The organism is Stenotrophomonas sp. SORGH_AS_0321, from assembly GCF_031453215.1.
Classification (GTDB): Bacteria; Pseudomonadota; Gammaproteobacteria; order Xanthomonadales; family Xanthomonadaceae; genus Stenotrophomonas; species Stenotrophomonas chelatiphaga.
Genome location: NZ_JAVIZG010000001.1, coordinates 472,389 through 486,649, shown reverse-complemented (window position 1 = coordinate 486,649; position 14,261 = coordinate 472,389). Strand labels below are relative to the sequence as shown.

The 14,261-nt window shown below is 69.0% G+C and carries 12 protein-coding genes and 1 pseudogene; 3 read left to right on the top strand and 10 right to left on the bottom strand.

The window, feature by feature from the left end; genetic code table 11:
* Nucleotides 1-91 precede the first annotated feature (91 nt).
* The 8 genes and pseudogenes from QE373_RS02045 to QE373_RS02010 all read right to left on the bottom strand — a co-directional run bounded on the left by QE373_RS02045 (nucleotide 92) and on the right by QE373_RS02010 (nucleotide 7,751).
* Complete coding sequence (locus QE373_RS02045; protein ID WP_309683056.1) at nucleotides 92-916, bottom strand: alpha/beta hydrolase; 825 nt, start codon at nucleotides 914-916, stop codon at nucleotides 92-94.
* 35 nt (nucleotides 917-951) lie between these two features.
* Entirely contained in the window at nucleotides 952-2,586 is a 1,635-nt protein-coding gene (locus QE373_RS02040; protein ID WP_309683053.1) for an MFS transporter, read from the bottom strand.
* Complete coding sequence (locus QE373_RS02035) at nucleotides 2,580-3,869, bottom strand: alginate export family protein (RefSeq protein WP_309683051.1); 1,290 nt, start codon at nucleotides 3,867-3,869, stop codon at nucleotides 2,580-2,582. The genes QE373_RS02040 and QE373_RS02035 overlap by 7 nt, the downstream gene beginning before the upstream one ends.
* Nucleotides 3,854-5,702, bottom strand: a pseudogene (locus QE373_RS02030) (amidohydrolase). The gene QE373_RS02035 and the pseudogene QE373_RS02030 overlap by 16 nt, the downstream one beginning before the upstream one ends.
* A gap of 122 nt (nucleotides 5,703-5,824) precedes the next feature.
* Nucleotides 5,825-6,253, bottom strand: a complete 429-nt coding sequence (locus QE373_RS02025; RefSeq protein WP_309683049.1) for a DoxX family protein — start codon at nucleotides 6,251-6,253, stop codon at nucleotides 5,825-5,827.
* 2 nt (nucleotides 6,254-6,255) lie between these two features.
* Complete coding sequence (locus QE373_RS02020) at nucleotides 6,256-6,912, bottom strand: hydrolase (RefSeq protein WP_309683047.1); 657 nt, start codon at nucleotides 6,910-6,912, stop codon at nucleotides 6,256-6,258.
* Nucleotides 6,913-6,939: 27 nt separating this feature from the next.
* A complete protein-coding gene (locus tag QE373_RS02015) occupies nucleotides 6,940-7,329 on the bottom strand; it encodes a helix-turn-helix transcriptional regulator (protein ID WP_057507442.1) in 390 nt (129 codons plus the stop codon).
* A gap of 80 nt (nucleotides 7,330-7,409) precedes the next feature.
* A complete protein-coding gene (locus tag QE373_RS02010; RefSeq protein ID WP_309683044.1) occupies nucleotides 7,410-7,751 on the bottom strand; it encodes a hypothetical protein in 342 nt (113 codons plus the stop codon).
* Between the two features lie 104 nt (nucleotides 7,752-7,855).
* Here QE373_RS02010 and QE373_RS02005 point away from each other — a divergent pair, with 104 nt between their 5' ends.
* Both QE373_RS02005 and QE373_RS02000 read left to right on the top strand, forming a co-directional pair.
* Nucleotides 7,856-10,888 carry a two-component regulator propeller domain-containing protein gene (locus tag QE373_RS02005; RefSeq protein ID WP_309683041.1) on the top strand — a complete coding sequence of 1,011 codons (3,033 nt, stop codon included), beginning with the start codon at nucleotides 7,856-7,858 and terminating at the stop codon, nucleotides 10,886-10,888.
* On the top strand, nucleotides 10,885-11,538 hold the full coding sequence (locus QE373_RS02000; RefSeq protein WP_309683038.1) for a response regulator transcription factor: 654 nt from the start codon (nucleotides 10,885-10,887) through the stop codon (nucleotides 11,536-11,538). Before QE373_RS02005 ends, QE373_RS02000 begins: the two co-directional genes overlap by 4 nt.
* Before the next feature lie 6 nt (nucleotides 11,539-11,544).
* On the opposite strand, the gene QE373_RS01995 is transcribed toward QE373_RS02000, so the two are convergent.
* A complete protein-coding gene (locus QE373_RS01995) occupies nucleotides 11,545-12,165 on the bottom strand; it encodes a carbohydrate porin (protein ID WP_309683035.1) in 621 nt (206 codons plus the stop codon).
* On the bottom strand, nucleotides 12,077-12,805 hold the full coding sequence (locus QE373_RS01990) for a carbohydrate porin (protein WP_309683032.1): 729 nt from the start codon (nucleotides 12,803-12,805) through the stop codon (nucleotides 12,077-12,079). Before QE373_RS01990 ends, QE373_RS01995 begins: the two co-directional genes overlap by 89 nt.
* Before the next feature lie 305 nt (nucleotides 12,806-13,110).
* On the opposite strand from QE373_RS01990, the gene QE373_RS01985 reads away from it, so the two are divergent.
* On the top strand, nucleotides 13,111-14,259 hold the full coding sequence (locus tag QE373_RS01985) for a GGDEF domain-containing protein (RefSeq protein WP_309683029.1): 1,149 nt from the start codon (nucleotides 13,111-13,113) through the stop codon (nucleotides 14,257-14,259).
* Nucleotides 14,260-14,261: the final 2 nt, after the last annotated feature.

Sequence of the window (14,261 nt, the reverse complement as noted above, 5' to 3'; positions counted from 1 at the left end):
GGAAATGGAAGCGCTGGAGGCCGGAAACAAAATGGCCGGAGCGTTCGCACGCTCCGGCCATGCCGGCGTATCGCGGGTGGGTGGTGCCTGATCAGGCCCTGGCAAAGGCCAGCAGGTCGGCGTTGAACTGATCGGCGTGGGTCGCCGTCAGGCCATGCGGCGCACCGGGGTAGACCTTCAGCGTGCCGTTGGCCAGCAGCTTGATCGACTTCTCGGCAGCCGCCTTGATCGGCACGATCTGGTCGTCGTCGCCATGGATCACCAGCGTCGGCACGTCGATCTTCTGCAGGTCCGCGCTGTAGTCCACTTCGGAGAACTCACGCACGCAGTCGTACTGGCCCTTCACGCCGCCAAGCATGCCCTGCAGCCAGAACGAATCGCGCATGCCCTGGGTGACCGCGTTGCCATCGCGGTTGGCACCGAAGAACGGCGAGGCCAGGTCCTGGAAGAACTGCGAGCGATCACCACCGGTGCCGTTGCGGATGCCATCGAACACGTCCAGCGGCGTGCCTTCCGGGTTGCCGGCGGTCTGCAGCATCAGCGGTGGTACCGCACCGACCAGCACCACCTTGGCGACGCGGCTGCTGCCATGGCGACCCACGTAGTGCGCCACTTCGCCACCACCGGTGGAATGCCCGACCAGGATTGCGTCCTTGACGTCGGCCTGCTCCAGCACCGCGGCCAGGTCGTCGGCGTAGGTATCCATGTCATTGCCGTCCCAGGTCTGGCTGGAACGGCCGTGGCTGCGACGATCATGCGCGATGACCCGGAAGCCGTTCTGGCCCATGAACAGCATCTGCGGGTCCCAGGCGTCGGAGCTGAGCGGCCAGCCATGCGCGAACACGATCGGCTGGCCGGTGCCCCAGTCCTTGTAGAAGATGCGGGCGCCGTCTTTGACGGTAACGAAATTGCTCATGCGGGTGGCTCCTGTCGAGGGGATGCAGCGGTGGATCAGATATCGCTGTGGGTGTGGGGCAGCACGCCGTCGAGCGCATCGCTGCCGCCGACGAAATGGCGCACCACGGGGTGCCGTTCGCCGCGATGCAGCGTGCGCAGCTGCTCCTGCACGGCCTTGTCATCGGCGGTGATGCGCTCGTGCTGGCGCAGGTGTTCCAACCACGACGCGGTGACGAAGTACTCCAGGTGCACGCCGGGACTGGCAACATCTTCGGCCACGCCCCACAGCACCGCGCCATCGCGACGGCGCACGCGGCCGAGCAGGCGCATGCACGCGTGGAAGGCAACCCGGTCTGCTGCGTCGATGCGGTATTCCACCGTCACCAGCACCGGTCCGCGGTCGTGCGCCACCGCCACCGACAGTTCCGGTGCAGGCCAGTGGCCGGCCGGCCGCAGGTCCAGTTCTTCGGTACCGGAGATGCGCACGCGCCATACCAGCAGGCCCGCCACCACCGCGCCGACGGCCGCCACCAGCAGCGCCAGGGTAGGCGTGCTGCGCTGGGCAAGCGCGCCCCAGCACAGGCCACCGGCGGCCATGCCCAGCGAGAACACCATGATGTACAGCGCCAGCGCACGCGCACGCACCCACGCCGGAACCGCGGTCTGCGCGGCGATCTGCAGCGAAGACAGCACGGTGATCCAGGCAAATCCATTCACCAGCATCGCCAGCGGCAGCAGCACCCAGCTGCGCAGCACGGCCAGTCCGACCAGGCTGAGCGCCAGCGCCAGCGTGGCCAGCAGCACCAGCAGGTCACGGTCCAGCCGCGCACGCAGTTTCGGCAGCAGCAGGGCGCCACTGACCGCGCCGATGCCCACGCAGCCCAGCAACATGCCGTACTGCCCTGCCCCGCCCTGCATCTGCCCGCGCACCACCACCGGCAGCAGCGCGGTCATCGCGCTGGCGAAGAAGAAGAAGCCGGCGGACTTGATCAGCACCGCCTGCAGGTGGCCGGCCCGGCTGGCATAGCGCAGGCCGGATTTCAGTCCGGCGCCGAAGCCTTCGGGCGGCAGGCTGGAGGCTTTCGGATCACGCTGCCAGCGCAGCAGCACCACCAGCATGGCGGCAAAGCTGATCGCATTGAAGCCGAACGCCCACGTGGCCCCCAGCTGGGCGACGATCACCCCGCCGATGGCCGGGCCCAGCGACCGCGCGATGTTGATGCCGATAGAGTTCAGTGCGACGGCCGAAGCCAGCATGGGTGGCGGTACCAGTTCGGATACGATCGCCGCCTGCGCCGGCATCGCCATGGCGGCGCCGCAGCCCATGCAGAAGGTCAGCACCACCAGCAGGGTCGGGCTGAGCAGGTCCAGGTGGGTCAGCACCGCCATGGTGCCGGCCACCGCCAGCATCCAGCCCTGGGTGGCCAGCAGGTAGCGGCGACGGTCGACGATGTCGGCCAGGGTGCCGGCCACCAGCGCCAGCAGCACGATCGGCACGGTGGTGGCCGACTGCACCAGCGCGACCATCAGCGGCGAACCGGTGCGTTCGGCCATCACCCACGCCGCGGCCACGTCGTTGACCCAGGTGCCGATGTTGCTGCCCATGATGGCCAGCCACAAGGCGCGGAACATGCTGATCTGCAGCGGCGCCCAGGCGCCGGGTGCCGCGGGGGAAGCGGTATTTACCATTGCCACGCTCCTACGATGGAGGCAAAAAGAGTGTCGCGGCCACCGGCCTGGCGCAGTGCCGGACCGGCATCCACCCAGGCCAGCTGCCATTGCCATAGCCAGTCCTCGCTGGCCTGCCAGCGGGTTTCCGCCTTGTACTGGGTGCCGATGCGGCGCGCGCCGCCGGTACTGCCGGGCAACGGCAGCAGCGGTGCCGGCGTGGTGTACACCGCATCGCTGCGCTGTTGTTTCCAGGCCAGCTGCACGCCCAGCTGGGTGCCGAGGCGCTCGTTGAACTGCAGGTCCAGGGTGGGCTGCAGGTCGACCAGGTTGGCCGGCGCCAGCAGGCTGGCCTCGCTGAAATAGGACGACTTCGGGTACAGCGCATTGAAGGTCTGCAGGCGCCTATCGCCCGCATCGCGGTCACCGCTGGCGATGTCCAGTTTCACCCCCAGCCGCGGCTGCAATGGCGCCTGCTGCCAGCGCCAGCCGGTATCGCTCGCCAGTGTCCAGGCACGGATGTCCAGCTGCCGCGTGGCGGCATCCAGATGACCCCGCTGGACCACCGCTTCCACGTTCCAGTCCAGTGCATCGCGCTGGCCGAACCAGCGCGTGCCGAGCGTCTGCCGCCGTTCGCGCCCGTTGCCATCGGCGAAGCGTGCGCCATCGCGCCGGTAGTCCAGCAGGTAGGCATCCCATTGGCCACTGCGGCGTGCTGCGCTGGTCGCGTAAGCGCCCCACAGATGGGCACCCGGTTCGCTGCGATCGTCGAAGGCGCCGGGACGGTTGTCCACCGCGCGCAACGCCAGCAGGTCCAGCGTGCCCGCGGCAGCGCGCCAGCCCAGGCGCAGGCCATCGAACGCCAGCCGGATGTTCGGCCCGTCGCGTACCGACAGCAGCCGGGAACTGCCATAGCTCGCTTCCTGCCGTCCCAGCTGCAGCCATGCCTGCTGCCCCTGCCAGCGCCAGTACGCCTGCTGCACGTCCAGCGCGCCTTGATCGGTGCCGCCGGGACCACCCGCACGTCCTTGTTCGGCATGCACGCCGAGCTGCACGCGCGCCTGCCAGTCATCGCGGCGATAGGTCGCCGATCCCAACGCGCGCAGCAGGCCATAACCGTCTTCGCTGCCGCCGATGCCGAAGCGGGTGGAATCGAAGTACATGCCACGCAGTCGCAGCGAGGCGTCCCATTGCAGGTCGCCCTGGCCCAGCGCGGTGCAGTGGCCCGCCTCGCAGCCGGCCTGCGCGCGTGCCTGTGCCAGCGCAGGCAGCATCAGCGCGGCGAGGATCAGAACGCGAAGCACGAGCAGCCCATGGCACCCCAGAACGCCTGCAGGTCACCGGTCGGTGCCGCATGCTGGGCCGCATGGCCGTGTGCACCGTGGGTGGAACAGGGCGCGCCATGGTGATGGTGGTGCGCCATCGCCAGGCCGGTGGCCGTGCCGCTGACGTGGTAGCCGCCGAAGCGGTTGACCGGAGACCAGTCCGGCATCGCCGGCGGCAGTGCCGGTGCCAGCCCATCGTAGTCGGCGGCGGCGTGCACGATGCGACCGCCCAGCACGGTCAACACACTGGTGATGTTGGCGATCTGGTCGTCGTCCACGCGGAAGAAGTCGGCCGACAGCACGATGAAATCGGCCAGCTGGCCAGCCTTCAGCGTGCCCTTGTGGTCTTCATCGCCAGAGAACCATGCGCTGCCTTGGGTCCACAGGCGCAGCGCCTGTTCGCGTTCCAGCAGGTTTTCATCGCCATACAGCGCCAGGCCGCCCACGGTGCGGCCGGTGACCAGCCACGACAGTGCGACCCACGGGTTGTAACTGGCCACGCGCGTGGCATCGGTACCGGCGCCTACCGGAACGCCTTCGGCCAGCATCCGCTTCACCGGCGGCGTATGCCGTGCTGCCTGCACGCCGTAGCGTTCCACGAAGGCTTCGCCCTGGTAGGCCATGCGGTGCTGGATCGCCAGCCCACCGCCCATCGCGCGGATGCGTTCGATGTTGCGCGGGGTGATGGTCTCGGCGTGGTCGATGAACCAGTGCAGGCCATCGAACGGCACCTCGCGGTTGACCTGTTCGTAGACATCCAGGATGCGCGAGATGCTCTCGTCGTAGGTCGCATGGATGCGGAAGGGCCAGCGCTTTTCAACCAGCAACCGCACCACGTCATGCAGTTCCGGCTCAAGTCCGGGCGGCAATTCCGGGCGCGGTTCGTTGAACAGTTCGAAGTCCGCCGCGGAGAACACCAGCATCTCGCCCGCGCCATTGTGGCGCAGCAGGTCGTCGCCCTGGCGCGGCTGCAGGATGTCGCTCCAGCGCTGGAAGTCACCGACTTCGCCGCCCTTGTTCTGGGTGAACAGGTTGTAGGCGATGCGTACGCTGAGCTGGTCATCGCGGTGCAGCTGCTCGATGACCTGGTAGTCCTCGGGATAGTTCTGGAAGCCGCCGCCGGCGTCGATCACCGAGGTGATCCCCAGCCGGTTCAACTCACGCATGAAGTGACGCGTGGAATTGGCCTGGTATTCGATCGGCAGCTTGGGTCCTTTGGCCAGCGTGGCGTACAGGATCACCGCGTTCGGCTTGGCCAGCAGCAGGCCGGTGGGGTTGCCCAGCTTGTCGCGCACGATCTGCCCACCGGGCGGATCCGGTGTGTTCTTGTCATAGCCGCAGGCACGCAGCGCAGCGCGGTTGAGCAGCGCGCGGTCGTACAGGTGCAGCAGGAACACCGGCGTATCCGGCGCGATGGTGTTGATTTCCTCAAGCGTCGGCAGGCGCTTTTCGGTGAACTGGGCGGCAGTGAAGCCACCGACCACGCGCACCCATTGCGGCGCGGGCGTGCGATCGACCTGCACCTTCAGCATGGCCAGCGCATCGGCCAGCGAGCGCAGGCCATCCCAGCGCAGTTCCAGGTTGTAGTTGAGTCCACCGCGGATCAGGTGCGTATGGCTGTCATTGAGCCCGGGCACCAGCCGGCGGCCCTGCGCATCGATGATGGTCGCCTCGGCCGCCCAGCCGCGCATGATCTCGTCATCGCTGCCGACGGCGACGATGCGCCCGTCCTGCACGGCCAGCGCCTGTGCATGCGGTTGTGCCGGGGTCGAGGGTGGTGATGCGGGCATTGCGGATGACCAGCGTGCTCATGCGACGCTCCTGCGATGAGGGGGAAGAAGCCGCCGCCAGGCCGCGGCCGGCCAGGCCCAGCGCGAGTGCCGCGCCCGCCCCCAGCAGCACCTCGCGGCGGCCGGGCTGGGAAGGATCGGTACTCATGACGGCACTCCAGGGGAAGCAAGGAAAGAATCAAGCGAGAACATGCCGGCGCCTGCCAGCGCGACCGACAGCAACAGCAGCGTCCACATCAGCGGGTACTCCATTCCGCCACGCATCCAGAACCAGCCGCGCGGCAGCGCCAGCACGGCGGTGAACGCGATGAACGCCGCGCCGGCCAGCGCAGCCAGCCGGGTCTGCCAGCCGAGCAGCACCGACAGACCGGCCACTACCTGCACCGCGGCCAGCAGCAGCGGCAACGGCGCGGTGGCAGGCAGGCCGAAACCACGCAGTTCGCCGGCAAAGCCGGCAAGGCCCGGGCCGTTGAACCAGCCGAACAACTTGCCCAGCGCGTGCGGGAGCAGGAATCCTCCCGCTGCCACGCGCAGCATCAGCAGCGCCACGTCCAGGGCATGGCTGCTGCCCATGCTCAGTGACCGCCTTCCTGTGCGCCGAACATGGTCTTGGCGTACTGGATGCCCACGCCGTAGCCACCGGCGTGTTCGCGCGCGATACCGGTGGTGAGGTCGTAGGTTTCGCCGCGTGCCCAGTCGCGCTGCAGCTCCAGCAGGTACTGCACGCTGGTGATCGGCACGGCACCGGCCTGCACCATGCGGGTGATGGCGCGCTCGTGTGCTTCGTCGCTCACGTCGCCGCAGGCATCGGTGATGACATAGATCTCGAAGCCCTGCTCGATCGCCGACAGGGTCGGGCCGACGATGCAGACACTGGTCCACAGGCCCGCGATGACCAGGCGCTGCTTGCCGATGCGGTTGATCTCATCGATCACACCCTGGTCTTCCCAGGCATTCATCGAGGTGCGGTCGAACACCGGCTGGCCCGGGAAGATCGCCGGCAGTTCCGGGAACAGCGGACCGGAGAACGACTTCTCGGCCACGGTGGTCAGCACCACCGGCACCTTGAAACCCTTCGCGCCCTTGCTGATCAGCGAAACGTTGTTGCGCAGCGCGGAGATGTCGATGGTGTGGGTGGCGAACGCCATCTGCGACTGATGGTCGATCAGCACCAGGGCGTGGTCGGTCGGGGAAAGCAGCGCGTTGCCGGGGACGGCGGTGGCCTTGTTCATGCAGTTGGCTCCAGTGCGAGGGGAAATTCAGTGAGGGGTTGCTGCGTGCGAGGCGTAGCAGCGCGGACTGCAGCCGGTGGCGGCGCGGAACGTACGGGTGAAGTGGCTCTGGTCAAAGAACGCCAGTTCGCTGGCGATGCGGCCGACCGGCTGTGACCCTTCACGCAACCAATGGCGGGCCTGGTCGATGCGACGTCGGCGCAGCCAGGCAGTCGGGCTGAGCCCGGTGGCGCTGCGGAACAGCCGCGCCAGGTGGAAGCGGCTGACACAGGCAGCGGCGGCGATCTGCACGACGTCGATCGACTGGCCGAGGTTCTGTTCCATGAATGCCTGCGCGCGGCGGACCGCTGCCGCCTGCGCCGCAGTGAGGCCAGGCAGCCCCGAAGGCGCGCCGGCGCACGGTGTGTCGATGGCCATCGGCGGCACTCGTGGGGGGGAGTGCATAGCGTGGCGGCAGACGCCACGGCGCCCTACCCCCGACGGGGTGGGCAGCAGCCTCACTCTTTCGGGGGAGCGCCCCCCCGGGCCGCCACCAGCACGCGCCGACCGAACAGGCAGGCGTCCAGCGAATACGCGCCCGGGCCGAGCAGCAACAGGCAGCCAGGCAGCAGCACCAGCGGCATGCTGCCGCCGCCGCGCCACAACACCAGCGTGGCCAGCAGCACCGCCAATGGGGTCAGTCCGCCGAGCGCCAGCAGCAACGCCGCCGAGGCGGCGACCCATTGCTGCCACGCAGCCACCGGCCACGGCCAGCACATCGCAGCGGCCAGGCACAGCCGTATCCACAGCAGGCCGATGCCTGGCGCACGATCTGGAAACATCACGAACAGACGCTGCATTCCACCCTCCCGGGGACAGGCCGCCCATGGTTACCTGATCCCGCGCTGGCCCGCCTGCCCCGATCGGGTAGGCCGGCCGTGCCCCTGGCCTGCGAGAATGCAGCATGCCGCTTGCTCCCCCACCGCTGCTGCGCCACGCGTGCGCCCGCCTGTTGCAGGTCGTGCTGCTGTGCGTGGCATCGCAGATGACGGCCCAGGCATCGACACCGATGCATCCGCAGTCCGGGCTGCCCGGCTTCCAGCACAGCGCATGGCGCGTCGGGCAGGGTGCGCCCGGTGATATCTGGGACATCGCGCAGGACCGCCAGGGCACGCTGCTGCTGGCAACCGGATCCGGCCTGTACCGGTTCGATGGCCACCGTTTCGAGCGCGACGCGGCACCGCAGGGCAGCCGCTTCCCGTCCACCAACATGGTGTCGTTGCTGCTCGACCCGGATGACAGCCTGTGGATCGGCTATTTCCAGGCCGGCATCAGCCATCTTCAACCGCGCGGACTGCGCAGTTTCCTCAGTGGACGTGATGTGCCGAACGGTCCGGTGCCGCGCATCACGCGCGATGGCAGCGGACGGTTATGGGCGGCGCTCAAGGGCGGTCTGCGCTGGTACGACGGCCAACACTGGCAGCCGCCCACGCCGGCGATGCAGGTACCTGCCGAGCCCGCGCACTGGCTGCAGCGCGACCACCAGGGAACGCTGTGGCTGCTGGCGGGCAGCGCGCTGTGGCGACTGCCGCGTGGCGCCGGCCGGTTCGAAGCCACCGGCGTGGACGTATCGCCGCAGTCGGTGCTGGCCGAACGCGCCGATGGAAGCCTGTGGCTCGCCGACCGGCGACGCGGCATCCTGCCGGTGGCACGCGATGGCACCCTGCTGTCGCCCGCGCAACGCGAATCGCTGCGCCTGCCCGACCTGCGCGCCGATCGCGTGCTGTTCGCGCGTGATGGCAGCCTGTGGGGAACCCGCATCGGCAGTGGCGGCGTGTTCCGGCTCGGTTTCGACGGCACCCAGCCCACGCGGCTGGAAAACTTCGACGTGGCGCAGGGCCTGACGTCGACCTCGGCCTCGCCGCTGCTGGAAGACCGCGAAGGCAACATCTGGGTCGGCACCAACCTGGGCCTGAACCGGTTCCGTGCGCGCAGCGTGCATGCGCTGCAGGATGTCGGTCCGTCGGGTCCCTACCGGACGCTGTACCGCACCGCGGGGGGGCAGGTGCAGGGCTACGATGACGACCTGCGGATGTTCGACCTGCAGCGCAGCCTGGTCCACGCCGGCGCGGCGGCGATGCAGCGCGCCAGCCTGCAGTCGGCGGTCCCGGTGTGGCTGTTCCACGATGACAGGCTGTACCGGCGCAGCGCTGGCCGGACGGTGGCGTTCGCCGCGCCGAGCTGGACCGCCGGGCAGTCCTTCAATTCGGTGTTCTTCGCTCCACGCGGCGAAGCGTGGGCGTGCGCCGGCCCCTACACGCTGCACTTCAAGGACGGTCGATGGCGCAATGATCATCGCCTGCCCGCACGCAGTTGCAGCCTGGTCAGCGTGGATGGACGCGGGCGCGTGCTGGTCGGGCATGACGATGGCACGCTGCACGTGGTCGATGGCCGATCGGTACGGGCTTACGGTCCGGCGCAGGGACTGAATGTCGGTCCGGTCACCGCGGTGCACGCGCATGGGGAGGAACTGCTGGTCGCCGGGGAGTCCGGCCTTGCCGTGCTGGAAGGCGCCCGCTTCCATGTGCTGCAGGCCGATATCCCCGGCGTGCTGGAAGGCATCACCGGCATCGCCGGCGAAGCATCGGGTACGCGCTGGTTGAACGGCAGCCGCGGCCTGTTGCGCACCGATGCCGATGCACTGCGGGTGGCGGCGGGCAGCGCACGCGCGCTCTCCCCGCGCCTGTTCGATGATGCCGATGGCATGCCGGGCATCGCCCTGCAGAGCAGCCCCACCGCCACGGCGATGCTGGCCGAGGATGGGTTGTTGTGGCTGGCGACCAACCAGGGCCTGGCGTGGCTGGACACCACCCTGCCGCATCGCAACGAACGTGCACCGGACGTGCGCATCGGCGAGGTGTCGTTCGACGGGCAGCACCTGCCGCTGCGCGACGGACTGCGACTTCCCGCCGGCACCGACCAGGTACAGATCGACTACGTGGCGCTGTCCCTGGCGCGGCCCGAGCGCACCCGCTACCGCTACCAGCTGTCCGGCGTGGACAGCAGCTGGCAGGATGCCGGCAGCCAGACCCGCGCGCATTACACCAACCTCATGCCCGGAACCTACCGCTTCGAGGTGATGGCCGCCAACGAAGACGGGGTCTGGAGCAGCACCCCGGTGGCGCGCACGTTCCAGATCGCCCCGACTTTCATGCAGACGCTGTGGTTCAAGCTGCTGTGCGTGCTGGCAGTACTGGCCCTGCTGGTGATGGCCGTCCGCATCCGCAGCGGGCAGCTGGCTGCGCTGGTGCGGGCCCGGCTGCAGGAACGCCACGGCGAGCGCGAGCGGATCGCCCGTGACCTGCACGACACCCTGTTGCAGGGCAGCCAGGGGCTGATCCTGCGCCTGCATGCCATCAGCCAGTCTGCCCACGCCTCGCCTGCCGTGCGCAGCAGCCTGGAGGCGGCCATGCAACTGGCCGAACAGAACCTCGCCGAAGGACGCGAACGCGTTGCGGCGCTGCGCGATGGCCCGGCTGCCGGCCAGGATCTGGTGACTGCGTTGGCGCATGTGCATGAAGAGTTCGCCGGCGAGGGCGTCAACCCGCTACGGCTGACCATCGAAGGGGCGGCACCGCCGCTGCAGGCCCACGCGGCCGAAGAAGTCTTCCTGATCGGTCGCGAAGCGATCCGCAATGCCCTGCACCATGCCCAGGCAGGCGCGATCGAAGTGGAACTGGCCTACGGGCGCAGTTGCCTGCTGCTGCACGTGCGCGATGACGGTCGCGGCATGACCGACACCCACGGCGCCGCCGACGGCCACTGGGGCATGCAGGGCATGCGCGAGCGCGCACGCCGGCTGGGTGGAGAACTCCGCGTCTGGTCGCGTCCCGGGCTGGGCACCGAAGTGGCGTTGTCGGTGCCCGCCCATCGCATCTACCGGCAGCGTCCGTCGCCATGGCGGCGCTGGTGCCCCAACAGGAAACCCTCGGGATGAACCCCAACGATTCGATCGGCGTGTTGATCGTGGACGACCATCCGCTGTTGCGCGATGGCCTGGGCGCGCTGCTGTCCACCCAGTCGGACATGCATCTGGTGGGCGAAGCGGCCGACGGCGAACAGGCGGTGGACTGCTACCTGCGGCTGCACCCGGACGTGGTGCTGATGGACCTGCAGTTGCCGGGCATCGACGGTGTCGAGGCCATCATGCGCATCCGCGCGCAGGATCCCAGGGCGCGCATCATCGTGCTCACGACCTACCGCGGCGATGTCCGCGCGGTACGCGCCTTGCAGGCCGGCGCCAGCGCCTACCTGCTCAAGGACATGCTGCGTCATGAGCTGATCGACACCATCCGCAGCGTGGCCGGGGGGCGTCGCGCCGCCATTCCGGCGCAACTGGCAGCGAGCATCGCCGCGCATGTGGTGGAAGACCGGTTGTCCCCGCGCGAAACAGAAGTGCTGGTCCACGTGGCGGCGGGCATGTCCAACCGACGCGTGGGCGAGCAGATGCTGATTTCCGAGCAGACCGTGAAAGCGCACATGAAGCGCATCATGGAGAAGCTGGGCGTCGGTGACCGCACGCATGCGGTCACCATGGCCCTGCGCCGCGGCATCATCAGCCTGGATGATGAAACCGGCGAACGCTGAGACGACTCAGAGGCGCACGTCGGCCTTGATGCCCAGCACCACCGCATCCTTGCGCGACGCCAGCCCACCGGGATGGCGCACGTACTGCACACCGGGCTGCAGGTCCAGACCGCGCGCGGGCTGCCAGCCGTAGAACAGTTCCGCCACATGCTCCCTCGCTGCCAGCGCGCCACCGTCACGCCGCTGCTGGAACGCAGCGGCGCGCGGATTGACCCGGGTACTGGCAAGCCCGAAGCCGATACGATCATCCGGCCGCGAGCGCACCGTCCCGGTCTGGATCAGCTGCAGGCTGACCATCTGGTCGATGTCGCCGGTGCGGCGATCGCCCTGCGCGAAGGCCAACTGCGCCCGCAGGCCCGATGCGTCGCTGCTTCCGCTGCCGCCGGTCAGCTGCTGCTGCGCGCTGGCCCATCCTCCGTAAGCGCCGGTGCGCAGCAGGGCGGTGCTGCCGCCGGCGTGGATCGGTAGCGGCTGCATGGCATCGGCCCGCGGCGCACTGCTGTACCAGCCACCGATCGCATAGTGTCCGTTGCGCCCTTCAAAGGAGGGCTCCCAGCCCAGCTCGAGCGGTGTGAGCGTGCCGACCGTGCCGGCCGGTGCCGGGCGCAGGCCCCCCCCCACGCTCATCGGCATAGCGGGGGTTGATCTGGTACCCGGCGGCACGCAGGTAGACCGCTGGCAGCGGCCGCCAGGTGACCACCGCGCCCCATTGGCTGAGCGGCGAATTGAACCAGTAATCGCCCCCGAACAGCGCCACCTGGCCGCCGCACAGCGCCAGGTTCATGGCAACGCAGTCGAGCATGTTGAAGTCCTCCCCCACCGCGAGCCGGCCCGCCTTTGCATCGAAGCGTCCATCGGCGGACTGCCGCCCCAGCCACAGGCTGCCCAGCCGCAGGATGTGGCCACGCCCATGGATTTCCTGGCTTGCCATCAGGCTGCCGAGGCCGGCCCGGGCGGTGAGGCTGTCTCCGTCGCGCAGGCTCAGCGAAAGCTGCCCCCGTGTGCCCCGCCATCCCCACAACTGCTCCAGGTCGAAGCGTCCGCCTGCGGACAGTTGGCCGGCATGGGCACTGGCGCGGCGCTGGCCGCCGGAGGTATTGCGCGCTGCTTCCACGGTGTAGCCGAGATCCAGCACGATGCCGTTGTCCTGCCACACGGGGCGGCGTCCGCCCCAGTCACCGGTGACACCTTGCGCTGCTGCGCTTGCCGCCACCCCGACCAGGCACAGTCCGGCCAGCGCGCGTCGTCCGCCAAGAGAATGATTCACTTCAGGCTCCTTGCTGCAGGGCGGCTCAACGTGGCATGCGCTGCCACCGCGCCGATGCGGATGCAGTGCAGGACTGCGGAAGAGGTCACAGCCCTTGCAGCAAAAGGCGCGAAGACTGTCAGGCCGCTGTCGCACGCAACGGGGCCGACCGGTGCACCAGCGACAGGCTCTGCGCGGCACGCCGGAAAAGCGGCCCGCTTCGTTAACCGCACGGGAATATCCGGCAACCTGTGATGAACCGCACATTTGTCATGTGCATCGTTGTTGACGACGGGCTCGCATCCGCTTGCCTAGCCTGCTTGCCGATGATCGACATCCCCACGCTCCTGGGCTTCGCCGCTGCCGTCCTGGTCTGCATCGCGATCCTGCTGCTGCTCACCCGGCCACGCGATGGCGCACGCCTGTGGCTGGCGATGCCGTTTGTTGCCGGCGCCTGCGGCTGCACGCTGTTGTTGTTGCCCGCGCTGTACCGCGCAGGCGCGGCCGCCCACCTGGGTACCTTCTTCGCCCTGCTGGCCTTCGCCACGGGCTGGCAAGGCATCCGCTCGCTGTTCCGCCTGCGCGTGCGCTGGGCGCTGCTGCTGGCACCACCGCTGGTCTGGCTTGCGCTGGTGGTGCTGGCGTTCGAACCGCGTGGGCTGGACGCCGTCAGTGCCGCTGGCCGTGCGGCGATTGCAGCGCTCTACTGCGGGCTGGCTGCGTCCACCCTGATCCAGCGACACGACCCGCTGCTGCCGTCGGTGCGCATGCTGGCGCGGATCCTGGTGGTATCGGCGGTCCTGGCGGTGCTCGCCATCGCGCTGGCGCCGTGGTTGCCCGAGCCGTTGGGCGCCGGCACGCCGCGGACGTGGGCGGTGGCCGTGTTCAGCGGCATCCTGCTGTTGTCGGTGCTGCTGGTGTGCGGGCTGGTGCTTGCGGTACTCAAGGAACAATCGGCGAGCCGACTGTATGACGCGGCCACCCGTGATCCCCTCACCGGGCTGTACAACCGCCGCCTGCTGGATGAAAAGCAGGCCAGCTGGGACCGGGAAGACCGGATCAGCAATGCCACCCGCACGGTGCTGTTCTTCGACATCGACCACTTCAAGGACATCAACGATCGCTTCGGCCATGACGTCGGCGATCGGGTGATCAAGCAGGCTGCGCGCGCCGCCGAGCAGGTCGTGCGCAAGAACGACCTGATCTTCCGCTACGGTGGCGAGGAGTTCGTCTGCATCCTTCCCGATTCAACCCTGCGCGCCGGGCTGGCCGCGGCCGAACGACTGCGCACCGGCTTCGAGCGCAGCGCCGCGTCGGTGGGCCGCCATCCGGTCAAGGCCACGCTGAGCGTCGGGGTGGCGGTCAGCGGCCCACAGCATCCCACCTCGGCCGACCTCGTTGCCGAGGCCGACCGCCAGATGTACCGGGCCAAGCAGGCAGGCCGCAACCGGGTGGCCGGCCCCTGCCCGGACTGACC